We start from the raw sequence: 23,849 nt of genomic DNA on the forward strand, positions 1-23,849 counted from the left end.
GCATGCCGCAAATAAACGCAAAAAAGCTGTATGATCGTTATTCAACGAAAATACAGCTTTAGCTTTTTGATGGGCATTCTATGGGTTGGGAACCTGCATTTGCTGCGACTGATCCGTATATTTGCGGATGATCGAAACTTCGACCCGGCGGTTCATCGCCCGGCCCGCAGCCGTATCGTTGGAAGCGATCGGGTGGTATTCCCCGAAGGCTTTCGACGTGAACATGGCCGGATTCAGCTTCGGATTGTTCAGCAAAATTTTCATGAAGTGAAGCGCCCGGTCCGAGCTCAAATCCCAGTTCGAGGCATATTCGCTGTTGGAGATCGGCATATTATCGGTATGCCCCGAGACGATGACGTTATAGCTTGGGAACTGCTGCAGCATATTGCTGATCGCCAATGCCAGTTGCCGCGATTCGGGCTTCACGGCGGCGCTGCCCGAGGCGAAAAGCGCATTGTCGCTGATGGTAATGGTCAGTTCCGATTGATTGAGCTTCGTATTTAGCAGGTTCGTCAGGCCGTTGTTTTTAATATACTGATCCAGCTGCTTTTTCAACTTCTCCATGTCTTCTTGTTCCTGTTTTGCAAGCTGGGCTTTTCGTCTTTTGCCATCTTCGGTGCTGACGGCGCTGGCTTGGCTGTCCTTTTTGCCTTTGTCCAGGTTTTTGTCGGAAGGCAGCGCCGAGCTGAAATTGAGTACCCCGGTGCCGGTGCTGAGAGCGGTATTAAACGCCTTGCTCATTTCCTCGAACTTTTTGTTGTCCGTCGCGCTCATCGCGTACATGACGATAAACAGGGCGAGCAGCAGGGTCAAAAGGTCGGAGTACGGCAGGAGCCACGATTCGTCGGCATGTTCTTCATGAGGTTCATGTCTAGTCTTTTTGCTCACCTGTAGCATCCTCCTTCTCATTCATTTGAGCACGCTCGGAAGGGGTCAGGAAGACGGAAAGCTTTTGACTGATCGCAATCGTGGATACGCCGGATTGAATGGACAAAAGCCCTTCGATCATCATCAGTTTCAATTCGATTTCCTTTTTGGACAATCGTTTCAGCTTGTTGGCAATCGGATGCCATAATACATAACCCGTGAAAATACCCAGGAGCGTCGCAATAAAGGCCGCGCCGATCGCGTGAGCGAGTTCGCCCATGTTCTCCATCTTGGTCAGGGCCGCGATCAAACCGACGACCGCGCCAAGCACCCCGAGGGACGGAGCGTACATGCCGGCTTGGGAGAATAGCAAAGCGCCGGCCCGATGCCGTTCTTCCGTTGCCGCGATATCTTCCATTAATACGTCGCGCACGAAGTCCTGGTCGTTGCCGTCGATGATCATCCGCATGCCGTTGCGAAGAAACTGGTCGTCAATCTCTTCGACTTTCGTTTCCAGGGCCAGCAGCCCCTCGCGGCGGGTAATGGAGGCCCATTCCATGAACATGGCAATGAGTTCGCGGCGTTCGACCAGCTTTTGCTTAGCGAACACCATTTTGATCAGCTTAGGGAATTTTTTAATCTCTGACATCGGGAAACCAATAAATAACGTAGCAGCCGTGCCCCCGAGAATGATGACGTAAGCGGCGGGGGTAAGAAGGGATACCAAAGGCGCACCTTTGAGTACCATACCGAATAGGACCGCGACCAACCCGAGTATTAGGCCGATAAGTGTTGAAATTTCCATTGCGCACCTCATCCATGAGAAATAAAATTGAATCCTTTCGCGCACCAAGGCTGCATCCTTGCAAGCATGGTGTCTCACCAAAAACGTAATTATAATATTTATCGTCAGGAACGGCTTTTTTTTTAAGGGGGTTTTTCCGTTATAATGAAAGATAAGGGTTCATCGGACCTATCCTGGCATGGGAGAATCGTACAGTTGGCAGCGCGGGCCCTACATACAATGAACTAAGAAAAAAGAAAAAGCCGTCCTTCGGAGCCGGTAAAGACGGCGGAGCCGATCCATGGTTCGCCCGATTCGATTCGTTTAGACGACATAGACCAGATGGAGGTAAAGCCGATGGGAGTCAAACATGGGCGTGAATATGACGAAATATTGAAGGATTTAACGGAGGCGGTGGGAGGCATCCCGGACAGCTACCTGTTTTTTGAGATGGATGGCGGCGAATGGCTGCTGCTGAGTCCCGAGGAGAAACTGGAGGTTCATGAGGCGCTTGCGGAAGACCTGTTTTATGCCTTGGGTACCGAGCCGGTCATTGAGGTAGGGAGCGGCGTCGTCATGTACGACAAGGCCAACCACCGGATCAATCTGCTGATCGGGGACGAGGAACTGACTGTAGTCCCACTCATCTAGTCCAAGCGCCGAATGGATTTTTGAATGTCCGTCATGGTAAGATATAACAAGTTCTGGGCCAAGGCGGCCATATTCATATTTATTCAACGATCGGAATACAATGGGAAAAGTCAACAAGAGCATGGATAAGCAGCATCCTTTTTTAAATTTCGATACGAGGGTGTTTGGTTTCAGGGAGGAAATGAGAATATGGTTTACACGCTAGAAGAAGTGGAAGCGCATTTAGCGAAGCTGGAAGGCTGGGAGCTGGAGGAAGGACGCTGGATCGTGCGGAAATTTATTTTTTCCAACTTCATGAAGGGGATTTCGTTCGTCGACGAGGTTGCGGCGATTTCCGAAGCCTTCGATCACCATCCCTTCATCACGATTGACCATAAGAACGTAACGCTGCGGCTGACTTCATGGGATGACGGCGGCATCACCGCTCTCGACATCAAGGAAGCGCATCAGTTTAACGAATTGTTCGAAAAAATGCGCTCAGGCGAGAAACGCTAAAAAATAAGAAAACCGATAGCAAAAAAACACGCTTCGCCAGACCTTGCGGGTCATGCGCGAAGCGTGTTTTTATTCCTTCAAGGAAAACGGCCATTACTTTTTGGCTGCAAGCCACTGGGCTACGTTGGCAATCTCCTCTTTTTGGAGTTTGTCTTTGAAGGAAGGCATGCCGCCTCTGCCCTTGGTAATGATCGTATAAAGTTCTTCAGCAGACATCTGGGAGCCGATTTTTTGCAGGTTCGGTCCCACGCCGCCTTGCAGCTGGTCGCCGTGGCAGCTGATGCAGCCCTGGGCTTTCACAACGGCTTCGGCCGCTGCAGCGTCCATGGTCACTTCAGGCATGGTCGGTTTTTCTTCTTCGGCTACCTGCTCTTTACCCGGCAGCGTAAACATAAGCACAACGGCCATTACGCATGCAATCGTTATCAAACCGCTCATGATCCATTTTTGCATCCGTTTTCGTCCTTTCTATGTAAACTGCAGTTCTCTCATTTCTTCATTATAACGGAACAAGCCGGTACATCAAATAGTTTGTGACAAAAAAGCAAACGAAAGCCAGTTTAAATCCACTAAACGTACACAATTTCGTACCATTTTTCATTGACGTTTTTTAAAGCCCTTGATAGACCATGCAGTAAAAGCGCTCGACGCCTTCAGGCGTCTGTTTTTCGTACGTATCGGTGATCTCGAATCCTGCCTTGACGTAAGCGCGTATCGCCCGCAAATTCCAATCCTGCACCTCCAGATCGATCTCCTGTCCGGGAAAGCGGGTTTTGGCCGTCTCCACGATCGCCTGGATAAAGCCCGGACCTCGTCCCTGGCCGCATAAATCCGGCCGCATGCCTAAACCGAGGCGCACGACGTTGACCATCGGAAACAGCTGCGCGAACCCGCATAGCTGCCCGTCTCCATCCAGCACCGAAACGTATTGCTGCCTCCGCAGATCCGGATCACCAAGCTCGATGCCGAGGGCCTCCATCTGCTCCCAGGGAAGCCAGCCGTAGATGCGGTCGTAAGGGGGGGCGTACATCCAGCCGCAGCAGGTCTCGGCCTGCTCCCGCGTCATGGGCGTAACGGTATAAGAGTCCTTCGAAACGTTCACAAGAAGCCTCCTTTCGTAAGAGACGTCCGCTGCTAAGTAGCATTTGATGATTCCATAAAATCTATTCCTCGGGGATCAGGCTCGGGCAAGCGCAAAAAATCCCGTACGGAGATTCGGCAAAAATCTCGGTACGGGCTGTCGTACAAACCGTGCGGATCAGGCAAAAATGTTATTCAACGTCATCATTGTCTGCGGAATCGACGGCAGAGGCTTGATATGTATCCGTGCTCATAATACGTTTCGCGCCAACGTAGCGGTTGACGTAATAGCTGTCGCTAAGCGAACTGACGACAACGCCGCGGGATGTCGAAGCATGTGCGAATTTACCGTCGCCGACGTAAATGCCGACATGGGAAACGCCGGAACCGGATGTATTAAAAAATACGAGGTCTCCTGCTCTCAAATCGCTGCGGGAAACGGAAGTGCCCATCGTAAACTGCGAACCGGACTGGTGAGGCAGGTTGATGCCGAGATGCTTAAATACGTACATCGTAAATCCGGAGCAGTCGAACCCGTTGGTTGTCGTTCCCCCGGATCTGTATTTCGTTCCGAGCACATCATCGATGACTTTGTCCATTTTCGAATCCGCGAAAGCGCTCCCGGCTCCAGCGGTAAATACGATGGCAAAACTCATGACTGCTGCTGCTAGCTTCTTTTTCAAAATTAATACTCCTTCCGGTGCCTGCGAGGTTAGCTTAAGGATTCGGTAGAAGGTCCCCTATGATCCCTCTGTTGCAAGATCAATTCACCCGTAAATGGTTCCCCCGCTTCCCTAGTGTGAGGAAATTCGGCATATGTCTTTTTACACTATATACTTCAGGAGCCGCCTGTTTACAGGCAACGGCTCGACAAAGATTACAAAGTTGTTACTAACGCTGGGATTATTGTAACAAAGGAATGACGTTTTGGCAATTGTTTCTATGCCTAAAACTCAAAAAAATCACCATAATTTCGGGATTTTTGCCAAATTGGCTCCTAAGAAGGACCATTATAAGCGTTTTTTCACTTAGGAAATTGGTTTAATTAACGGAAAGGAAGGGTAAATCATGGTTGAAGGCACGTGGATGAGCGGAGTATTTGAAGATTCGAAAAAAAATTTTTTTGAAAGTTGTTACTTTTTTAGGTTTTCAAACGTCTAATAAGTAACAGGAAACCCGCGAGGGATTTCGGCAAAAATCTCCGCGCGGGCATCATAAGTTTTTCGTATGTTTATGGGTGAGTTTCTAGTTGTAGACGGCCGCTTTGTATTTAGCGGTACTCATGACACGTTTGGCGCCAATGTAGCGATTGGCGAAATAACTGTTGCTGAGCTTGCTGATGGTCACGCCCTTCGAAGAAGACGAATGGGCAAAGTTTCCGTTTCCGACGTAGATTCCGACATGGGATACGCCCGCGCCGCTCGTATTGAAGAATACCAGATCTCCGGCACGCAAATTGCTTTTGGAGACGGCAGTGCCGATTTTGAATTGTGCGCTGGATTGGCGCGGAATGGAAATGCCTAATTTCTGGAATACATAACGCGTAAACCCGGAGCAATCAAATCCTTTGGTCGTCGTTCCTCCGGTTTTGTAGGAAACGCCGATGGTGCTGTTCACGACATGACTCAGAGAAGATTGCGCGAATACGCTGGTTCCCATGGAGAACATAAGCGTCAAACCAAGCGCAGCGGCTGTTAACTTCTTTTTCAAAAACATAAACCCCTTCCATGTTGCCTGCGAGGTTAGCTTAAGGATTCGGTTGAAGGTCGTCCCCTATGATCCCTATGCTGCGAGATCAATTCACCCAAAGTGGTTCCCCCGCTTCCCGGTGCCAAGGAATTCGGCCCTGATCAAGCACCTGAAAGTGACTGATAATGACGATTGATTGGTATCTGTCGTTGAAAATATCGTTACAGCACAATATGAAAAAGTTACAGTAAAAATGACAAAGTTGTTACTAACTGCTTACTCGGATTATTTTAACAGAGGATGACGACTTTGGCAAATCGTTTCGGCATCTAAAAACGACAAAAACCCCGCCCTTTTTGTTTTGAAAGGGGGGGGTTTTCTTATATCAGGGGGTTGAAGTGATGACAAAAAATTAACTTTTTGATCATTTATTTTTCCGCGCCCCGATGCGCTTGGGCGTACCACAGGTCAAACTTGGCCGAAATGCCCCATAATCTCATGATGCAGCTGACGAGGTGGTAGCCCTGCTGGAGGATGAGCGCGATGATCCCTGCCCACATCAAGGAAACTCCCGTACAGAGGCTGAACAAAAGCAGGCTGAGCGAGCCGAGTATCAGCGAAACGCCGATGAGCGGGAACGCGCCGCGCAGGCAGTGCCACAAGGGAGGCAACAAGCCGCCGCCGCCGGTCTTGCCGAACTGCATGAAAAGAATCAGTTGGTGCACGATATATCCGTACAGGAACCATCCCAAAATCCAGGGAAGAACGGACAGGCCCATGGATTGCAGCGGCATCCCGTCCAGAAGCGCCGCATATACCTTAGGTATGACCCAGTAGGCCGGGGCCGCGAGCAGAACCCATTCGATCAAGTGAAACAGAAGGACGGTTTTTCCGTGGCGCTTCATGCCTTGGAAGAAAAACAGCCCGACTTCGCCCTCGCGTTCACGGTGCAGCCCGTAAAAAATTCCGGCATGGATAAAAGGGGTCAGCAGCATGCGCAGGGCAAACATCGAAAGAAGAATCCAAATGTACATATGCACCGTGCCGCTGTCGGAAAGGCTCATTTTGCCTTCGATGTAATAAAGCAGCTGGCTGAGTTCATTGGGCTCGGGGTCCGGATAACGCATCAGCAGCGGAGTGACGGCCGAATGGACCAGCCTGTACAGAAAGTAGCCCCAAATCAGCTGGTACAAAAAGAGAATGATGACGATATAAAATTGATTTTTAAGACTTTTCCAGCCATGCGCAATATGGGATTTCACCGGTTCTCACCTCACCAGGACAGACTTCCAAGCAGCGTCTCGATCAGCTTGGTGATGCTTACGTTCCAGCGGACCAGAACCTTCTTGTCCATATCCGCTTTCAGGTAATTGTTGAAATGCCTGTTCTCGATCACGATCGTGTATTCCGGATCGACCATCGCCCAGGCGAGCGGTGCCTTATACTCCAGCTTGAATTCGGCGCTTTCCGCCGAGCCGTTCCAGACTTTGTTCAGCGTATGCCCGTCCGTGAAGGTGAAGCGTACCGGGACTTGGGGAAAATCTCCGCCTTTTTTCGAGATTTTTACAATCGACTCGTAGACGGGGCCGGAAGCCGCATCCTTCTTGCGGAGAGAGATGGAATCGACCGCGAAGTCGGCCATTTGGTTTCCGTAAACGTATTGATCGAAAAAGGACTGCCAGGATTGCCGGGTAACCTGCTCGACCACCTTTTGGAAGTCTGCCGTCGTCGGATGTTTGAAACGGTATTTTTTTGCGTAGGTGCCTAGAATTTTGTTCATCGTTTGCTTCCCGACTTGCTGTTCCATCGCCTTTAGCAGGAGTTTGCCGCGGTAATAGACGTTCAGGGCATATTGATCCTGCGAGCCGTATTTCCATGCTTCCTGCGTCAGCGACATCGGGGACGCGATCAGGGATGACTGGATAGGCAAATTCGGAATGACGCCGTATTCCTGCTCCATCAGCTTATCTTCGGCATAGGAGGTGAATCCTTCGTCCAGCCAAGCTTCCTCGAACTCGTTGCTCGCAAGCATGCCGTAAAAATACTGATGCCCGATTTCGTGGATGACCGTCCGTTCCAGGTCGTAGCCGGGAGAGTCGTCTTTGGCCCCGAAGGCGGTGATCAGCGTCGGATACTCCATGCCTCCGGCCCCGTTCCCCGATTCCGGCGGCACGACGATCGACAGGGTGGAGTACGGATACCGGCCGTACCATTTGCTGAAATATTTGAGCGCGGCTTTGGCGGCAAAAAAGTATCTTTGTTTCAAGTCTTTATGGGCGGGGTCCAAATACAGCTTGATGCGCACGCCCGGGACCTCGGGAGACGAGAACGGCTCTTCGGCGACGATAAAATTCGGCGACGCGGCCCAGGCAAAATCATGGACATCGTCGGCATAAAACTGATAAATTTTTTCTTTCCCCCGGATCTGCGCGGGTTGCACGGGAAAGCCGGTGGCGGCGACGATATAGTCGTCCGGCACGTGAATGCGGACGCTGTAGATGCCGAAGTCGGAGTAGAATTCGGAATTGCCGTGATATTGATGCAGGTTCCATCCTTCCGCCTTGCGACCTCTTGTCCCCTCGGGCTCATAGACGCTGATTTTCGGGAACCATTGCCCGGCCATGACGAAATCATCGTCCGCGGTGCCCATCCGGGCGAATATTTTGGGAAGCTTGACCTCAAAACGCATGCGGATCGTAATGCTTTCGCCGCCCTTGACCGGTTTCGGAAGCCGGACCTTCACGAGGGTCTTGTCCTTGACGTTGCCGTCATCGGGCTGAACGTATTGCATGCGGTGCATCAGCGAAAGGCCATCGGCGGTTTTCATCTCGGTGATGCTCATTGAACCGAAGCCGTCCGCAGGCATCGTGTCATTCCGGAGCTTTCCCCCGGATTCTTTCATAAACGTGGAGTCCATCGAAGAGAAGGCGTTCGGGTACAAATGGAAGTACAGCTCGTTCACCGTCTTTTTGCCGGGGTGGATCCAGGTCAGCGTCTCGGTTCCCTTGATGATGCGGTTTTCGGCATTAAGCGTCGTATCGATATGGTATTCCACGACCCGATCGCTGAGGATTTCAGCCGTCGGCTTCTGTACGCTTTCCTGCTGGGCGATCGGCGTGGACGCCTTGGGAGGCTTGGCCTGATCCGGAGCGTAGGAAGGCTGCGATTCCGGTGCATCCCGAAGAAGGAGCGCCCCTGTTCCCGCAAGCAATAGACAGAGGGCAATGAACGATGAAATAACGATTTTGGCGCGTGCTGGAGCCATATACGAATACCTCCCGTTGACAAGCATCTAAAGCATGTATATGTTGGCTTTCCAGCGATTATTAGTTAAAATAAAATTAAGTTGCTTGACCAAGAGGCATATAAAGCAGGACGCCTGCCCTGAAACCGGGACAGCGCGTTTTCAATAGGAGGAACACGAAACGTGGAAAACAAGGAGCAAGTAGGCAAGAAGCAGATTGCCCTGAACATCGTCAGCGGCAAAAGCAAGCATAAAATCGGTTTTGGCGCAGGCTCCATCGACCTCAACAACATTTCCCCGGTCATCATTGACCGCGGCACGGCTACGATCGATATCGGCGCCATGCATGCGAAGAGCAAACCGGAACGCCGCATCCGCTTTTCGACCAACCGTGAAGACGTGCCGAATGGACGCCAGGTGTGGATCGTTTGGGTGGCGGTCGACCGCGACGAGTCGGGGCAATATTATGCGGGCGCGACGGCCAGCGAAATGTGGATCGACGAGGAAGCGCGCAGAGGCTGGAAAATTCTTGCCGATCACGTCAATCGCATGGATGCCGCGTTGAAACGCAAATTCATGCTGGACGAACTGGGCGCGGAAGAGAAGAAGCTGCTGAAGGATCTGCTGGTCTCCCATAACGAGGAATGGTGGGACAGATCGCCGGAAGAGCTGAAGCAGGCGCTTGACGTTTAATCGCGGCTATCCCGTTTACTGCCGCAATCAAATAAAAGGGTCTGCCGGCGCTTGTTGAACAACAAGCAGCTGGCAGACCCTTTTTGCTTTTTCCAAACCGCACGACAATACCTCAACACCCTCTCCACGGCGTGGGATGCTTGTCTTTCACGGATACGTACGGATTCCCGTCGATGTAAAAACGCCAAGGCTTAAGCGCATATTCCCCGGCGTAATCGATGTTGATCCTCGGGCACTGGACGATCGGAAGTTCATTTGCCGCATCTCCGGACTCCAATCGCAGAACGCCGTCCGCCTGTACCAGCGGGTATCCGTTCAGGCTCCTGTCGATCTGCAGCGCGCGGCACAGCTTGCCGGGCCCATTGCTGAGATTGGCGGCTTTTCCGGAGAACCGGCCGCGGCGTCGAAGCATCAGTTCTTGATCGCCTTCGCTCAGCGGCTCTACCGCGCGTATCAATACCGCTTGCGGGTCATCCATCTCCCCGACGACGACATTGAGGCAGGAATACATGCCGTATATCAAATAGACATAGGCGATCCCGCCGGCCGCAAACATGACCTCCGTCCGGTTGGTGCGCCGGTTGCCGAACGCATGGCTGCCCCGGTCTTCCGCTCCGCCGTAGCTTTCCGTCTCGACGATGCGGCAGCGGATTTCGCCCTCCTCCGTAACCCGCACCAGCGTTTGGCCGAGCAGGAGCGGGGCCGCTGCTAGCGCCGTCCGCGCCAGCAGCGAAGGGGAGATCAGTTTCGGTTCCCGCATGGCAAGCCTCCCTCCTTATTTTAAAACAAACTCGGCCTTCACCGGGTTATGGTCGCTGTGTTCATGTTTGAGGTCATGGCCCTCCACATGAAGGATCTCGATGTTCGGGGACACCAGAAAGCCGTCGATGACCGCACGGAAATTCAGGCCTTCCTTAAAGGGAAGGTCGACCGTCCGCACCGACGGGACCTTGTTGTCCACGGCCCACTGGAATCCTTCCGGCTTGAAATCTTCCGGGAACGGCTGAAGCCACTCGGGCCAATCCTGGGTCGTTTTGAAGGCTTTCGGATCGGTTCCGGGCAGCGAATGGTTCCAGTCGCCTCCAACGATCAGATAATTTCCCAATGCCGTTTCCTTCTGGATATAAGCCTTCAAATAATGAAGCTGCTGTTTGCGGATGCTTCCGCCCTTATCGAACGCGGACAGATGAAGATTGACCAGAACAAGCTCTTTGCCGTTTTTTACGGGAATCCGGTTTTCGATGAAGGCGCGGTCCAGATCGAATTGCTGCCGGGGCCATTTTTCTTCTCCGGGCAGTTGGTACCGCACGGCGCCGCTGCTGTTGAATTTGGAGAGCGTCAGCATTCCGCCCCGGACGTGGCCCATCGGGTGCAGGACGGGAACGGGAACCCAAGGCATTTTGTAATTGTCGGCATAGGAGAAGCCGTATCCCGGCAGAAAAACCTTCAAGGAATCTACCTCGTTAATACGGTAGCTGCGGGTAGAGTCGATATCCACTTCCTGAATAAAAATAATATCGGAACGCAGACCGCTTAAAAATGTTCCGATGCCCCTCAAGTTCAACTCCGTTTGCCTTTTGCTGCTTGAACGCGATCCCGTCCCGCCATCCATGAAGAAATCCTGATCCCGATCCAGCCCGCCGTAACCGATATTAAAGGTCGTGACGGTAAAAGCGTCTCCGGCTTTCATCACACGATCCGGGTTGCCTTCCATAACGATCGGCTCGGTTTCCCGCGGCCTGTAGTCCGTCACGGTCACGTACAGCAAAAAAACGCCGGCGAACAAAAAGAGCGCAATCGCGGCGCCACCGAATGCCCACGACACTTTTCTAACCATCTATTGACTCCTTCATATATCAGACTATTCGAAATTCCCGAGCAAATTTCTTCCATGCAGTCCTACTGTATCATGCGGAAGCTTGGGGAATCCAGAAGAAAAGGCCCGCCTCTCCGGGACTGCTTTCGACCGGGAGAGGAGGCCTTTATCGTCATTGTCAATCCGTCAGCCAGCGTTTAATGGTTTTCCACCAGGAACGTTTTTCCGGCGTGCCGCCTTTGGCGGCGGGCTGTTCGGGATCTCCGCCGTGCGCGGCGCAGTATTCGGTCGGCTCGGTACCCGCAACGAATACCTCCAGCTTTTTGTCCGGGCAATCGGCGGTGGCCAGCTTTCCCGTTTCCCGGTCGACGTATACGGTAACGACGCCGCTTGGAATGCTGAATATTTTCGGAGGCACGCTTTCGAGCGCTTTTTCCGTAAACCGGGCAAATATCGGCGCTGCGCGGTGGCCGTCCAGCGTGGTAATGGTTCGTCCCTTGTCATAACCTACCCAGACGGCCGTGGCCAGCTCCGGCGTATAGCCGACCATCCAGGCGTCGGTATCGGTCGTGCCCGTTTTGCCGGCGACCGGACGTTTGATCAGGGAGGAGACGCGGCTTCCCGTTCCCCCGGATTCGAACACGCTCTCCATCAGATGGGTTAAAACGTAAGCAGCCGCTGGCTCCACCACCTGTTCGCCTGCGTTTTCGGGGGCTTGATACAGCACTTCCCCGGCCGCATCCGTAATTTTCAGCACGGCGACGGGCGGCATCCGTTTGCCGCCGTTGCCGATGACGGCGAAAGCGGAGGCCATCTCGAACGGACTGATGGGCGAAGTCCCGAGCGCCAGCGAAGGAACCGGCTTCAACGGGCTGACGATGCCCAGCCTTTTCGCCATATCGATGACGTTGTCCGCGCCGACCTTCAGGAGCGTATTGACGGCATAAATATTGTCCGAGGCGGCGATCGCCTGCTGCATGTCGATTTCGCCCAAATACTTTTCCCCGAAGTTGCTCGGCCGGTAGGTCTTCCGGTTGTTGTCGTAGCGGAACAGGGTCGGCTCGCTTTTGAACGTGCTCAGGCCGGTCATCGTTTTCGAAGACAGCGCCGTCAGATACATGATCGGTTTAAAGGATGAGCCCGGCTGGCGCGTTTTGGAGAGCGCATGGTTAAACTGGCTTGTTTTATAGTTTTTTCCTCCGACCATCGCCTTGACGTAACCTGTGCGCGGATCGATGGCTACGAGTGCCGTTTCCAGCTCGCTGTTTGGATCCATGCCCCGGGCCACCGCCTCTTCGGCTGCCGCTTGCGCATGGGGATCCAGCGTCGTATAGATGTTCAGGCCGCCATGGTCCAGCTGCTCCTCGCTGATGCCCAGCTGGCTGGTGACGAGGTTCCGGATATAATCCCGGAAAAAGGGGGCGGACACCCGGGCCTGCTGCTGCCCCTGAGGCTTCAAATGAAGCTTCTCGGCGGCGGCCTCTTCGGCTTCCTGCCGCGTAATCTGGCCGGTTTCCACCATCGTCCCGAGCACGATCTTTTGCCGCATTTTGGCATGGTCCATATGCTTAAAAGGCGAATAGTAGGTCGGACCTTTCGGAATGCCGGCGAGCATCGCGCTTTCGGCCAGGTCGAGTTCGGCGGCCGGCTTGCCGAAATACATCTGCGAAGCGGCTTCGATGCCGTATGCGCCATGGCCGTAATAAATTTCATTTAAATACATTTGCAGAATTTCGTTTTTGCTGTATTTCATCTCCAGCTGCGCGGTATACATCGCTTCTTTTATTTTTCGGGTCCACGTTTTGGCATGGGACAGATACAGGTTGCGGGCAAGCTGCTGCGTCAGCGTGCTCGCTCCTTGGGCCCGCTGCATCTCTTTCAAATTGACAAGCATGGCCCGGCCCATGCCTTTGACGTCGAACCCGATATGGTCGAAAAATTTCCGGTCCTCAACGGCCAGCGTCGCTTTCACAAGGAGCGGGGATATCCGCTCGAGCGGGACGGGTTCATAGCTCCGGCCGCTCGCCGAAAAGGTGGCCAAAATATTGCCCTGGCTGTCCAGGAGGCGGGAATTGCGGTCGGTGTCGGCGACGGGAAGGCTTTTATGATACAAAAACCCAAGCAAGATGCCTACGGCAAGGAGAACGGCCAGAGTCATGGCCAGCATCAGCTTGATCAACGCGGCAAACCGGCTTTTGCGTCTGGGCTTGGAGTGATGGTGCTGCGGCATGGCGTTTCTTCCCTTCCAGTTATATACATTCATTATGGGAAAGGAGGGGCGGGGATATTCATTTTCCTTTCATAAACAGGCCGGAAAAAGGACAAGATGAACCGGGGATGACGGGTACATTCCTGGGGGCCGGATAGGCCGAAAAGGTGTGAAAAACTGTATCTTTACAGTCATTTCTCCCATCGCGTATAATTCAAAGGATGTGTTTGCGCATCCATAGTTTGGTACAATAAATAAAGCGGGGATTCAGCCTGACCGGAAAGCTCCGGACGAGGGATCAACCGAAGCGAAGTCCCCTATATTCTAGCGGAAAGAAGGTAGTTGTCGATGGAATTGTGGTTTACGGAAAAGCAAACCCCCGCTTTTGGGATTACAGCTAAAATCAAACAAACGTATGTTAACGAAAAAACCGACTTTCAGGATCTGGCCATGGTCGAGACTGAAGAGTTTGGAAATATGCTTTTGCTTGACGGTATGGTGATGACAACGGAAAAAGACGAGTTCGTCTACCATGAAATGGTGGCCCATCCCGTACTGAACACGCACCCGAATCCGAAACACGTGCTGGTGGTCGGCGGCGGCGACGGCGGCGTGATCCGCGAAATCATCAAACACCCGGAAGTGGAAAAGGCGGTACTCGTCGACATCGACGGCAAAGTGATCGAATATTCGAAAAAATACCTTCCTTCCATCGCCGGCAAGCTGGACGACCCCCGGGTCGAAGTGCACGTGAACGACGGTTTCATGCATATTCATGAGCACAAAAACGAATACGACGTCATCATGGTCGATTCCACGGAACCCGTCGGACCGGCAGCGCCGCTGTTCGAGCGCGGTTTCTACCAGGGCATCTACGAGGCGTTGAAGGACGACGGCATGTTCGTGGCGCAAACGGACAATCCTTGGTTCAAAGCCGACCTGATCCAAAAGGTCAACCGCGACGTCAAGGAAATTTTCCCGATCGTGCGCGTATACGGGGCCAACATCCCGACGTACCCAAGCGGCCTGTGGACCTTTACGATGGGAAGCAAAAAGTACGATCCGCTCGAAGTGAACGAAGCGGACATTCCGGAAATGGACACCAAATATTACACCCCACGTCTTCATAAAGCGGCTTTCGTGCTGCCTAAATTCGTGGAGGACTTGACGAAATAAGGAGGCACCTTAGCACGATGAAACTTGATCAGGCATACTCAGGCAACGTGTTTATTCTCAGTTCCGACGACTACGAAAATTCCAAGGCGGTCATTTACGGCATGCCGATGGATTACACGGTCAGCTTCCGCCCGGGCTCGCGTTTCGGTCCTGCCCATATCCGCCAGGCATCCGTGGGCCTAGAAGAGTACAGTCCTTATTTGGACAAAAGCATCGAAGACATGACCTATTTCGATGCGGGCGACTTGCTCCTGCCTTTCGGCAATGCATCGCGCAGCTTGGACATCATCCGCGATTACGTGGGCAAGCTGCTGGATGACGGCAAATTCCCGATCGGCCTCGGCGGCGAGCATCTCGTCACTTGGCCGGTGATTGAGCAAATGTACGCGAAGTATCCGGATCTGATCCTGATCCATATCGACGCGCATGCCGACCTGCGCGAGCAATACGAAGGCGAGCCGCTTTCGCATTCCACGCCGGTCCGCAAGGCCGCTGCCCTGATGGGCGGCAAAAACATTTACCAATTCGGCATCCGCTCCGGATCGCGCGAGGAATTCAAATTCGGCCGCGAAAACATCAACTTCTACCCGTTTGACGTAGCCGCTCCGCTGAAAGAAGCGCTGCCTCAAATGGGCAAACGTCCGGTGTACGTGACGATCGACATCGACGTGCTGGATCCGTCCGCGGCTCCAGGCACGGGTACCGCGGAAGCAGGGGGCATCACCTCCAAAGAGCTTCTGGAGGCTGTCCATCTCATCGCCCGTTCCGACGTGAACGTGGTCGGCTGCGACCTGGTCGAAGTGGCGCCGATCTATGACCATTCCGAACAGACGCAAATCGTGGCTGCCAAGCTTATTCGCGAAATGCTGCTTGGCTTTGTGAAATAACGCATCCATTTCATTGGATTTCGTTCATCATCTGCATGCAAAGCATCTTCTGAAGGATGCCGGGAACCTTACGCATAAGGTTGACCCCGGCTGAGCTGAAGGAGATGCTTTTTTTCTTTTGGGCTCTTATGGACGGAAAACCGGAAATTGTTGCGGTTGACGTGTAAAAGGGGTCATTAACGGGTAAGTTCAACGTATACGGAGGTGTTGTGCATGAGATGGAAACCATGGATGAGGCGCGCTTTGGCTGCTGCCGCGGCATGCCTGCTGCTGCCGTTGGGCTTGGGCTCTTCCCCGGGCGCCGCGGCGGCCTCCCCGCCGACAGCGGCATCATGCGGCAGCGGGGATCATGGCCTACTGCAGGACCTGCAGAAGAAGCATTCGGAGGCGGGCAGGGAGCCGAACAATTTGTTGATCCACAACGCAAGCGCCCTTGTGCCGTAACCCCCGCTCCAATAGTCGGGATGGTAGATGACGATCCCCATTTCCAGCCAGTAGGAGGGCTTGTGCTCCCAATAATAACTGACCGTTCCGATCAGTTCGCCGTTGACTTCGATCGCCCAGAAGTCGTCCCGATGGACGAGATTGTCCTTGTTGGCTGCGTATTTTTCGAAAGACATGGCGGTATGCTCGTAATAAGGGGCATCCCACTTTTTCCATTCGGGGGCTTCCTCTTTGGCCGAAAGCTCCCATAGCCGCGGCAGATCCCTTTCCGTCACAGGCCGGATCCGCAAGTTATCGTTTTCGTATATCGTCAAAGCTTGCCTCCTCATCAGCGGTTTTGCCGTCAAAACCTTCAAATTCCTTTCCTCCATGATTTCGCCGCAGCCCATGCGGTTTCCTTTTCATATCAATCTTCCAACTTCCCTCGGAACCAAAAACGCGAAAGAATAGAAAGAACGGAAGGCGTGAAAGCTGTATAATAACGAAGGGAAGCCGGGCGCGGTTAAGTCGTCTGCAATTGCTTCTGCCTGTTGAATTGAGCCCCTGAACTGGATATAGTATTACAATAGAAAGAAACAGAATGGAGCCGTAACGTGATGCAAGAAGCGAAAAGAGCGCGCATTCGCCTGCAGAGCAAGCAGGACGGGGACCCCGTGGTGCAAGAGGCGGTGGCCGAAGTGTTTGAACGCGGCGGGGCGCTCTATCTTAAATATGAGGAGCCGGAGGCCGATTTGAAGGGACGGAAGACGAGGACCCTTCTGAAAATTGCCCGGGACAGCATAAAAATGATCCGGCACGGCGCGGTGGAATCGGAGCAAACGTTTCAGGAAGGCGCCGCGATGCCCGGTTTTTATAGGTCTCCGTATACCTCGTTCAATCTTTCGACACGGACAAACTCGCTTGAGATCCGGTGGGATCGCGGGTTTTCGGGAACGGTTTCCTGGACGTACGATTTGTACGTGCATGAGGAATGTACGGGACATTTTGATATTAGTTTGCATATACAGGAGGACACGCAATGACAACCAATCCATTAGAACATATCAACCAGCTGGTGACCGAAGCGCTCGCCGAGGCCGTCGTAGCGGCTGGCATCGCAACCCGCGAGGAACTGCCCGCGTTTACGCTCGAGGTACCGAAGGACAAATCGCACGGGGATTTGGCAACGAATGCCGCGATGCAGCTGACCCGGATCGCGAAAAAGAACCCGCGCCAGATCGCCGAGGCGATCCTGGAGCATTTTGACATGAACAAAGCTTCCATTGAAAAAGCCGACATCGCCGGACCAGGCTTCATCAACTTCACGCTGAACAAAAGTTACCTGTACCCGGTGATCCAGCAGGTTCATGAGCAAGGGGAAAATTACGGCCGGATCGCGCTGGGACAAGGCCAGAAAATCCAGGTGGAGTTCGTCAGCGCCAATCCGACCGGAAGCCTGCATTTGGGGCATGCGCGGGGCGCGGCCGTCGGTGATGCCCTGTGCAACGTGCTTGATTTTGCCGGCTATGAAGTGACCCGCGAATATTACATCAACGACGCGGGCAACCAGGTGGAGAACCTGTCCAAATCGATCGAAGCCCGCTACCTGCAGGAGCTCGGCCAAGACGCCGAGATGCCGGAGGACGGTTACCATGGGGAAGACATCAAAGGTTTCGCCAAGGAACTCGTCGCCGAGAAAGGCGATTCCCTGCTCTCCATGGACCCGGGAGAACGCGCGGCGTATTTCCGCAAATACGGGCTCGAAAAGGAATTGAACAAAATCAAACGCGACCTGAACCGGTTCCGGGTGCATTTCGACGAATGGTTCAGCGAAACCTCCCTTTACGAAAAAGGGCTGGTCGAGGAATCCCTGAACGAATTGAAAGCCAAGGGACAGGTGTACGAACAGGACGGGGCGACTTGGCTCCGCACGACCGATTACGGCGACGACAAGGATCGCGTATTGGTGAAAAATGACGGCACCTACACCTATTTGACGCCGGACATCGCTTATCACCGCAACAAATTCGAGCGCGGGTACGACCGCCTGATCAACATTTGGGGAGCCGACCATCACGGATATATTCCGCGGATGAAGGCGGCGATGGAAGCGATCGGTTACGATCCGGAACGGCTGACGGTATTGATCGCCCAAATGGTCAGCTTGTTCCAAAACGGGGAAAAAGTGAAAATGTCCAAACGGACGGGCAAAGCGGTGACGATGGAGGACCTGATGGAAGAAGTCGGCGTCGATGCCATCCGTTACTTCTTCACGATGCGCAGCATGGACTCCCATCTGGATTTTGACATGGATCTGGCGATTTCGACGTCCAATGAAAATCCGGTGTTTTACGTGCAATACGCCCATGCCCGGATCTGCAGCATCTACCGTCAGGCAGAGGAGCAGGGGATTACGCTGCTGCCGCTTGCCGAAGTGGATCTCAGCCTGTTGAATACCGAGCATGAATATGATTTGCTCCGCAAAATCGGCGAGCTCCCCGAGGAGATTGCCGTCGCCGCGGCGAACTATGCGCCGCACCGCATGATCCGCTACGTGTATGATCTTGCGTCCCTGTTCCACAGCTATTACAGAGCGCAGCGCGTCATTACCGAAGACGCCGCCCAGACGCAGGCTCGATTCGCCCTGCTGGGAGCCGTCCGCACGGTCATTGCCAACGTACTGAAGCTGGTCGGCGTAAGCGCGCCGGAACAAATGTAAGGAGCTGGCCGAGAGGATCAACCGATCTTCCGGTAAGGAAGTTATCAGCTATACAAAAAGCCCCCAGCCGCGGGCTCCGGAATGTTCTGTGACATCGGGTGCCCGCGGCAAAGGGGATTTTTTTATTTTCGCGAACTAAGGCATCCGCTTGGTAGAAATATAGAGGAAAAAAACCTTTATTGTAGAATAACGACCAAATACGCCCGTCTGAATGCGTTCGAAAAACATGGGGAGAAGGGGATTGGAACGTGGCGACTATATTGGTAGTGGAAGATGAAAAACCGATCAATGACTTGATAACGATGAATTTAAAGCTCGTCGGGCATCGATTTTTTAAGGCTTTCAGCGGAATGGAAGTGCCGGCTATTTTGAAACGGGAGAAGATCGATCTGATTTTATTGGACGTGATGCTGCCTGGATTGGACGGCTTTTCGCTGATGAGGCAAATTCGGAACCTGAATATTCCGGTTATATTTATTACGGCTAAAGACTCTTTGGCTGACCGCATTGCCGGTTTTGAACTGGGCGCGGATGATTATATCATCAAACCCTTTGAAATTTTGGAGTTGCTGGCCCGGATCCATGTAGTGCTGCGCCGGAGCACCAAGGAGCAAACGGCAATAATCATCGATGATGTCGAGATCCGGCCAATGGAGCGGCAGGTATACAAACTGGGCTGTGCCGTTGAATTGACCGTAAGGGAGTTTGAACTGCTTGACGTATTGCTTCAAAACCGAAATATTGCCCTATCCCGGGAAAAACTGCTGGAGCTGGCCTGGGGATATGATTATGAGGGAGAAACCCGAACGGTTGATGTTCATATCCGGCAGCTGCGCAAAAAGTTGGGATGGGAAGAGCGGATCAAGACCGTTTTCAAGCTTGGATACCGTCTGGAAATGCCGGGTGAACCATGAGATTTTGGCAGAAGACGCTGTTGGTCGTGCTGATTTTGTTTATCGTTGCCCTTGATGCCAGCGTGATTATGATGATGCATAAAAGCTGGAAGCTTAACATGGATAGGGAGATGCAGAGATCTTCCAATGAGCAGGCATTCATCGCCAACAACATCTATGACAATTTAAACTCGATCAAGTCGAGGGGCATGACCGTGAAAGAGGACGTATTATTCGACGTGGCTCGTTCCTATGCGGAATATTATCAGAAGCAAAATATTTTCCTGCAATTATGGAATCGGGATCGGCTTGTTTATGATGGCGATGTGGGTGCCGGGAGGCAGCAAGGTTCGGGACAAACACATACGGAAGAACAAAAGGTTCATGAAATGGTAACCTCGGGCGAGCTGCCCGCTCCGTATCAAGAATTGAAGCTGGTGTATAAACGGAATATCGAAGAACTGTATACCAGCCAAAAGGAATTGAACCGTTATTTTGTTTACGTCAATGTCATTGCCGGCCCGATTCTTGCCTTCTTGTTATATGTTCTGATCCGCCAATTAACCAGACCTTTACGGCAGCTGTCCAAGACGACCCAAACGATCGCCGGCGGGAATTATAACGAACGCGTGGCATTGAAAAGGAATGACGAGTTCGGGGAACTTGCGCAAAATTTCAATCAGATGGCAGAAGCCGTCGGAAGGCACGTCACCGAGCTTTCTGCGATGGCGGAGGAAAAACAGCGCATCGTTGATAATCTGGCCCATGAATTGCGCACTCCTTTGACAAGCATGCAGGGTTTTGCGCAGTATTTGAATTCAGCCCATATCAGCGAGGAGGAACGGATCACGGCGAGCGGGCACATCTGGAGTGAGACGCTCCGTTTGAAAAATTTGGCCTTCAAGCTGTTGGACTTGTCCGTTTTGCGCCACCAGTCGGTAGAACGTATCCGTTTATCGGTGGATGAGCTGTTTCAATCTGTCCGGCAGATGGAACAGGAGAATCTAGAGCAAGCCGGCGTAAAGCTTGTTCTGAATAACGGCATAGAGAGCATATGGGGAGACCCGGACCTGCTTTCGTCGTTTCTGGTCAATTGCATTGACAATGCTATTCATGCGTCGGCGGAAGGCTCCGAAATCCGTTTGTCGGCTTATAAACAAGATTCAGCGGCGGTGCTGGAAGTTCGGGATTTTGGCAAGGGAATGAGTGAAAGTCAGGCTCTGCGGGCATTTGAGCCGTTTTACCGGGCAGACAAGGCCCGCTCGAGGGAACATGGGGGAGCCGGGTTGGGATTATCGATCTGCAAACAAATAGCCGAGGCGCATCAGGCGCCATTATCCCTCGAATCCCGGGAAAATGAGGGGACCTGTATCCGCATCTTTTTACAACTCCATAACAACGAAGGCCTTACTCGATAACATCCTTGGTTTAAAGTATGGATTGGCCGGGCCTGGTCCATAAATGGAGGTTATGCAGATGAAAAACAAAACAAAAAATATTTTGACGGCACTTGCCTTTTGCGCCGTTTCCGGCGGTTTGCTTGCATTCAACGCGTATGCAGTCCCGAATATAGCCACGTTAACACAAAGCGAACCCGTTGCTCAACAGTCGTTTACAGCATCGGCAGCGCAAGAGAAGCCGGTTGCAATTACGCTGGCAAGCAGCAAGGTTCCGGTGTTAAATGTAGAAGGGAAAGTTCCGGTCTCGACCGTGGAAGAGGAGCTGGAACGAACGATGACGGCTGAAGAGATGCAGCAAATATACAATTACATCGACAACAGCAAAGAGGTAGCGGAGAGTAGGAAAATGAGCGATCAAGAGGTCAATCGGAGAAAAGCGTTGGAAGATCGATATGTCTATGACGGCGTCCGCCCCCAAAACAAGCTGCCTCTGAAACCAGGCGTTTCGAGCTTCTACTTTGACATAGGGAAAGATATTTGGATTTACCCTGACCGAGAGCTGACTGACGAAGAGCTGCTGCAGTCTATTGACTGGTCCTACCGAGTTGTCTTTGCTCAGTCCAAGAGGCTTCAAAGGCAGCAGCCAGATGCGAAAGATATAGTAAAAGCAGAGGCATTGGCGATGGCCCGCGAAAGCGTAAGCAAGCTGTTTGGTGTCGATGTGTCCAAAATGGAAGCGAATGTGGCATTTGATAAATTTGGCCCTGAACAAAAGGGAATATGGTACGTCCATTTTCAGCCTTATAAAGTCCGCACACTGGAAGCAAACGGAAGTGCTTTTATGATGTATGATGTCATGATTGATGCATTGAGCGGGACAGTGATCGATACCACGATTTTTAATTCGGCTTATAAAAGAACGCCGGTTACATCCGCCATGAATAAGCAGATCAGACAAGATCCAAGCTGGATTGAAGCGGCCAAAGCCATTGTCGTCAAAAAACAGGGAGACACGCGCCCCATTCAAAAATCAACCATTATACAAGATCAAGTATACGATCAGCGCGGCGTTGTTGCCGTTTCCATCGCAATGAAGGACGGCAGCTCCTATATCGTGGAATTGCGATATCCGGAAAAAATGTTGCGATGCCTGATTTACGAACCTGCGGCAAAGGGGAAATAATCTGGGCGGAATCAAATGTAGGAAGGCTGTCCTTGGGCCCGGTTAATGGGCCCAAGGACAGCCTTCTTTTCGCATCAATAAAAATGGCTGCGCGTTTATTTTCGTTTTTTCGTTTTATGATTTGGATTTTTTTCTTTTCATGCCTTCCCGCAGCAGCTTCAGCGCGTTGACCTCTGCCCCTCCGGCAGGACGGCGCTGCCCTTTTCGGGTTTTTAACGGGGTGGCCGTCAGCTGCAGCAGCTCTTTGATTTCATCCGGCTGAAGACCGGGATTTTGCGCAAGCAAAAGCGCGATTGCCCCGCTCACATGGGACGTGGCCATCGACGTACCGCTCATCTCATGGTATTTGCCTTGCGTCCAGGAAGAAATGATTTTATCTCCCGGGGCATAAATATCAATGAACTCGCCTCTGTTGCTGAAGCTGGCGATCCGCCGACGGCGGTCGGTTGCCCCGACAGAGATGGTTTGCGGATATTTGGCGGGATAGTCGATATTGCGCCGTTTTCCGTCATTGCCGGAAGAAGCGACGATCGATATGCCGGCTGCGTGGGCTTTATTAACGACCTCCAGCAATGCTTTGCTGCGCGTTTTCATGCCGAAGCTCATATTGATGATATGCATGCGGTTTCGGATGCACCAGTCGATGCCTTGGATGATATCGGACACGTAGGCCGAGCCGTTATGATCAAAAGCTTTGACCGGATATATGGTAGCCCGGGGCGCGACGCCGATCATGCCTTCCGTGCCGTTGGCTGCCGCGATGGTGCCGGCAATATGGGTTCCGTGCCCGTTGTCGTCGAACGGAAGCATATGCCTGTTCAGCAGATTAATGCCTTTGGCGAGTGATCCGCGAAGGTCCGGATGGTAGTAATCCGCGCCGGTGTCGATCACGCCGATTTTGATCCGGTACCCGGTGGAGGTTGACCATGCCTTTGGAGCCTGGATTTGTTTGACGCCATAAGGAATGCCGGGGCCTTGGCTGGTTTTGCTTGCCAGCGTATGCACCTGGACCAGGCAGTCTTCCTCGATCACAATGTCGTTTTTGAAAGGATCCAGATGTCTTCCGCTGCCGGACAGGGGTGCCATAACCGATTTAAGCGTGCGGGATGTTGGCAGGTCTGGCCAATCGGGGTGAAGGGCTTTTAACTCCTGCAGTGTTTGTTCAAATTGATCGTAGTGCCGGGGATCGACGAACCTGATGATCCGTTTGGCTCCGGACGGTGCGGGACTCTCCATGTCTTCAAGCAGCATCTGTATCAATCCGGTGTAGTCCATATTGGGCAGTCCCCCTCATAATGAACCCTGCTTTTGCATTGTATGTGGGAGGCGGCTGCTGCGAGTGGGAACTTGCCCTTGTTCCGGCACAAGATTCGATATAAATTTTCATGGGTCGATGTCTTTTTCGGGTAAGTTGAGCACAGCTTTTTCGGTGCCGTGCTCTTTATTGAGGTAAGTATTTACTTGATGCGTTTTTTTGTGGAATTAGGCCCCGCCCGAATGGCAAAACCAACCTGCGGACATAAAATATATGGGAGAGACTTCAAGGGCTCTTTCAAAATTTCCCGGCAGGGGAAGCCATGTCCGGGCGGATACAGTCAAAGGGCAGGGGGAACCCTGCCTTTTTCATTCCCGAAAAGAGG

The 23,849-nt window shown here is 52.6% G+C and carries 23 protein-coding genes and 2 riboswitches; of the genes, 10 read left to right on the forward strand and 13 right to left on the reverse strand.

Annotation, left to right across the window (positions count from 1 at the left end):
- Positions 1 to 78: 78 nt before the first annotated feature.
- The gene (gene motB / locus NYE48_RS00465; RefSeq protein ID WP_212952377.1) at positions 79 to 888 is read right to left on the reverse strand and encodes a flagellar motor protein MotB; all 810 of its coding nucleotides are present in this window, start codon (positions 886 to 888) and stop codon (positions 79 to 81) included.
- On the reverse strand, positions 872 to 1,672 hold the full coding sequence (gene motA, locus NYE48_RS00470) for a flagellar motor stator protein MotA (RefSeq protein ID WP_212952376.1): 801 nt from the start codon (positions 1,670 to 1,672) through the stop codon (positions 872 to 874). The genes motB and motA overlap by 17 nt, the downstream gene beginning before the upstream one ends.
- Before the next feature lie 336 nt (positions 1,673 to 2,008).
- On the opposite strand from motA, the gene NYE48_RS00475 reads away from it, so the two are divergent.
- Positions 2,009 to 2,302, forward strand: a complete 294-nt coding sequence (locus NYE48_RS00475; RefSeq protein ID WP_036714750.1) for a hypothetical protein — start codon at positions 2,009 to 2,011, stop codon at positions 2,300 to 2,302.
- Between the two features lie 189 nt (positions 2,303 to 2,491).
- Positions 2,492 to 2,797, forward strand: a complete 306-nt coding sequence (locus NYE48_RS00480) for a 4a-hydroxytetrahydrobiopterin dehydratase (protein ID WP_036714747.1) — start codon at positions 2,492 to 2,494, stop codon at positions 2,795 to 2,797.
- Positions 2,798 to 2,890: 93 nt separating this feature from the next.
- Here NYE48_RS00480 and NYE48_RS00485 read toward each other — a convergent pair whose 3' ends face one another.
- The 6 genes from NYE48_RS00485 to NYE48_RS00510 form a co-directional block, all read right to left on the reverse strand.
- On the reverse strand, positions 2,891 to 3,250 hold the full coding sequence (locus NYE48_RS00485; RefSeq protein ID WP_036714745.1) for a c-type cytochrome: 360 nt from the start codon (positions 3,248 to 3,250) through the stop codon (positions 2,891 to 2,893).
- 157 nt (positions 3,251 to 3,407) lie between these two features.
- Positions 3,408 to 3,863 carry a GNAT family N-acetyltransferase gene (locus tag NYE48_RS00490; protein WP_341000582.1) on the reverse strand — a complete coding sequence of 152 codons (456 nt, stop codon included), beginning with the start codon at positions 3,861 to 3,863 and terminating at the stop codon, positions 3,408 to 3,410.
- 205 nt (positions 3,864 to 4,068) lie between these two features.
- A complete protein-coding gene (locus tag NYE48_RS00495; protein ID WP_212952374.1) occupies positions 4,069 to 4,560 on the reverse strand; it encodes a C40 family peptidase in 492 nt (163 codons plus the stop codon).
- Between the two features lie 3 nt (positions 4,561 to 4,563).
- A riboswitch (cyclic di-AMP (ydaO/yuaA leader) is annotated at positions 4,564 to 4,702 on the reverse strand.
- Positions 4,703 to 5,122: 420 nt separating this feature from the next.
- Positions 5,123 to 5,587, reverse strand: coding sequence for a C40 family peptidase (locus tag NYE48_RS00500; RefSeq protein WP_212952373.1), 465 nt, complete (start codon positions 5,585 to 5,587; stop codon positions 5,123 to 5,125).
- Between the two features lie 6 nt (positions 5,588 to 5,593).
- Positions 5,594 to 5,733, reverse strand: a riboswitch (cyclic di-AMP (ydaO/yuaA leader).
- A 261-nt stretch (positions 5,734 to 5,994) separates the two neighbouring features.
- Entirely contained in the window at positions 5,995 to 6,828 is an 834-nt protein-coding gene (locus NYE48_RS00505; protein WP_212952372.1) for a hypothetical protein, read from the reverse strand.
- 11 nt (positions 6,829 to 6,839) lie between these two features.
- Positions 6,840 to 8,831, reverse strand: a complete 1,992-nt coding sequence (locus tag NYE48_RS00510; RefSeq protein WP_340996190.1) for a M1 family metallopeptidase — start codon at positions 8,829 to 8,831, stop codon at positions 6,840 to 6,842.
- A gap of 162 nt (positions 8,832 to 8,993) precedes the next feature.
- Here NYE48_RS00510 and NYE48_RS00515 point away from each other — a divergent pair, with 162 nt between their 5' ends.
- Positions 8,994 to 9,503 carry a YwhD family protein gene (locus NYE48_RS00515; protein WP_212952370.1) on the forward strand — a complete coding sequence of 170 codons (510 nt, stop codon included), beginning with the start codon at positions 8,994 to 8,996 and terminating at the stop codon, positions 9,501 to 9,503.
- A 112-nt stretch (positions 9,504 to 9,615) separates the two neighbouring features.
- On the opposite strand, the gene NYE48_RS00520 is transcribed toward NYE48_RS00515, so the two are convergent.
- The 3 genes from NYE48_RS00520 to NYE48_RS00530 form a co-directional block, all read right to left on the reverse strand.
- Positions 9,616 to 10,263 carry a DNA-3-methyladenine glycosylase gene (locus NYE48_RS00520; RefSeq protein WP_340996193.1) on the reverse strand — a complete coding sequence of 216 codons (648 nt, stop codon included), beginning with the start codon at positions 10,261 to 10,263 and terminating at the stop codon, positions 9,616 to 9,618.
- A gap of 15 nt (positions 10,264 to 10,278) precedes the next feature.
- Positions 10,279 to 11,340, reverse strand: a complete 1,062-nt coding sequence (locus NYE48_RS00525) for an endonuclease/exonuclease/phosphatase family protein (protein ID WP_212952368.1) — start codon at positions 11,338 to 11,340, stop codon at positions 10,279 to 10,281.
- A gap of 157 nt (positions 11,341 to 11,497) precedes the next feature.
- Positions 11,498 to 13,549, reverse strand: a complete 2,052-nt coding sequence (locus NYE48_RS00530; RefSeq protein ID WP_340996195.1) for a transglycosylase domain-containing protein — start codon at positions 13,547 to 13,549, stop codon at positions 11,498 to 11,500.
- Positions 13,550 to 13,876: 327 nt separating this feature from the next.
- Here NYE48_RS00530 and speE point away from each other — a divergent pair, with 327 nt between their 5' ends.
- Together speE and speB are read left to right on the forward strand one after the other, a co-directional pair.
- On the forward strand, positions 13,877 to 14,704 hold the full coding sequence (gene speE / locus NYE48_RS00535) for a polyamine aminopropyltransferase (RefSeq protein WP_036714870.1): 828 nt from the start codon (positions 13,877 to 13,879) through the stop codon (positions 14,702 to 14,704).
- A 17-nt stretch (positions 14,705 to 14,721) separates the two neighbouring features.
- A complete protein-coding gene (gene speB, locus NYE48_RS00540; RefSeq protein ID WP_036714871.1) occupies positions 14,722 to 15,591 on the forward strand; it encodes an agmatinase in 870 nt (289 codons plus the stop codon).
- Between the two features lie 347 nt (positions 15,592 to 15,938).
- On the opposite strand, the gene NYE48_RS00545 is transcribed toward speB, so the two are convergent.
- Positions 15,939 to 16,349, reverse strand: a complete 411-nt coding sequence (locus NYE48_RS00545) for a GNAT family N-acetyltransferase (RefSeq protein WP_340996198.1) — start codon at positions 16,347 to 16,349, stop codon at positions 15,939 to 15,941.
- Between the two features lie 282 nt (positions 16,350 to 16,631).
- On the opposite strand from NYE48_RS00545, the gene NYE48_RS00550 reads away from it, so the two are divergent.
- The 5 genes from NYE48_RS00550 to NYE48_RS00570 all read left to right on the forward strand — a co-directional run bounded on the left by NYE48_RS00550 (position 16,632) and on the right by NYE48_RS00570 (position 22,209).
- Positions 16,632 to 17,057 (forward strand): DUF1934 domain-containing protein, encoded by a 426-nt coding sequence (locus tag NYE48_RS00550; RefSeq protein WP_340996199.1) that lies wholly within the window; start codon positions 16,632 to 16,634, stop codon positions 17,055 to 17,057.
- The gene (gene argS / locus NYE48_RS00555; RefSeq protein ID WP_212952364.1) at positions 17,054 to 18,733 is read left to right on the forward strand and encodes an arginine--tRNA ligase; all 1,680 of its coding nucleotides are present in this window, start codon (positions 17,054 to 17,056) and stop codon (positions 18,731 to 18,733) included. Before NYE48_RS00550 ends, argS begins: the two co-directional genes overlap by 4 nt.
- A 248-nt stretch (positions 18,734 to 18,981) precedes the next feature.
- A complete protein-coding gene (locus NYE48_RS00560; protein ID WP_340996200.1) occupies positions 18,982 to 19,647 on the forward strand; it encodes a response regulator transcription factor in 666 nt (221 codons plus the stop codon).
- A complete protein-coding gene (locus NYE48_RS00565; RefSeq protein WP_340996202.1) occupies positions 19,644 to 21,044 on the forward strand; it encodes a sensor histidine kinase in 1,401 nt (466 codons plus the stop codon). Before NYE48_RS00560 ends, NYE48_RS00565 begins: the two co-directional genes overlap by 4 nt.
- 58 nt (positions 21,045 to 21,102) lie before the next feature.
- The gene (locus tag NYE48_RS00570; RefSeq protein ID WP_212952361.1) at positions 21,103 to 22,209 is read left to right on the forward strand and encodes a hypothetical protein; all 1,107 of its coding nucleotides are present in this window, start codon (positions 21,103 to 21,105) and stop codon (positions 22,207 to 22,209) included.
- A 114-nt stretch (positions 22,210 to 22,323) separates the two neighbouring features.
- On the opposite strand, the gene NYE48_RS00575 is transcribed toward NYE48_RS00570, so the two are convergent.
- Positions 22,324 to 23,484: a S8 family peptidase gene (locus NYE48_RS00575; protein ID WP_340996206.1), complete on the reverse strand. Its 1,161-nt coding sequence runs from the start codon at positions 23,482 to 23,484 to the stop codon at positions 22,324 to 22,326.
- Between the last annotated feature and the right edge of the window lie 365 nt (positions 23,485 to 23,849).

This window comes from Paenibacillus sp. FSL M7-1455 (genome assembly GCF_038004655.1).
In the GTDB taxonomy this organism is placed as follows: Bacteria; Bacillota; Bacilli; order Paenibacillales; family Paenibacillaceae; genus Paenibacillus_AQ; species Paenibacillus_AQ cookii.

Bases quoted from the DNA above. Each gene is read 5' to 3' on its own strand.
- NYE48_RS00565 (WP_340996202.1), top strand. From the start codon at position 19,644: ATGAGATTTTGGCAGAAGACGCTGTTGGTCGTGCTGATTTTGTTTATC.
- NYE48_RS00570 (WP_212952361.1), top strand. From the start codon at position 21,103: ATGAAAAACAAAACAAAAAATATTTTGACGGCACTTGCCTTTTGCGCC.
- speE (WP_036714870.1), top strand. From the start codon at position 13,877: ATGGAATTGTGGTTTACGGAAAAGCAAACCCCCGCTTTTGGGATTACA.
- NYE48_RS00530 (WP_340996195.1), bottom strand. From the start codon at position 13,549: ATGCCGCAGCACCATCACTCCAAGCCCAGACGCAAAAGCCGGTTTGCC.
- NYE48_RS00575 (WP_340996206.1), bottom strand. From the start codon at position 23,484: ATGGACTACACCGGATTGATACAGATGCTGCTTGAAGACATGGAGAGT.
- argS (WP_212952364.1), top strand. From the start codon at position 17,054: ATGACAACCAATCCATTAGAACATATCAACCAGCTGGTGACCGAAGCG.
- NYE48_RS00480 (WP_036714747.1), top strand. From the start codon at position 2,492: ATGGTTTACACGCTAGAAGAAGTGGAAGCGCATTTAGCGAAGCTGGAA.
- speB (WP_036714871.1), top strand. From the start codon at position 14,722: ATGAAACTTGATCAGGCATACTCAGGCAACGTGTTTATTCTCAGTTCC.
- NYE48_RS00510 (WP_340996190.1), bottom strand. From the start codon at position 8,831: ATGGCTCCAGCACGCGCCAAAATCGTTATTTCATCGTTCATTGCCCTC.
- NYE48_RS00550 (WP_340996199.1), top strand. From the start codon at position 16,632: ATGCAAGAAGCGAAAAGAGCGCGCATTCGCCTGCAGAGCAAGCAGGAC.
- motA (WP_212952376.1), bottom strand. From the start codon at position 1,672: ATGGAAATTTCAACACTTATCGGCCTAATACTCGGGTTGGTCGCGGTC.
- NYE48_RS00490 (WP_341000582.1), bottom strand. From the start codon at position 3,863: ATGACGCGGGAGCAGGCCGAGACCTGCTGCGGCTGGATGTACGCCCCC.
- NYE48_RS00475 (WP_036714750.1), top strand. From the start codon at position 2,009: ATGGGAGTCAAACATGGGCGTGAATATGACGAAATATTGAAGGATTTA.
- NYE48_RS00520 (WP_340996193.1), bottom strand. From the start codon at position 10,263: ATGCGGGAACCGAAACTGATCTCCCCTTCGCTGCTGGCGCGGACGGCG.
- NYE48_RS00525 (WP_212952368.1), bottom strand. From the start codon at position 11,340: ATGGTTAGAAAAGTGTCGTGGGCATTCGGTGGCGCCGCGATTGCGCTC.
- NYE48_RS00485 (WP_036714745.1), bottom strand. From the start codon at position 3,250: ATGCAAAAATGGATCATGAGCGGTTTGATAACGATTGCATGCGTAATG.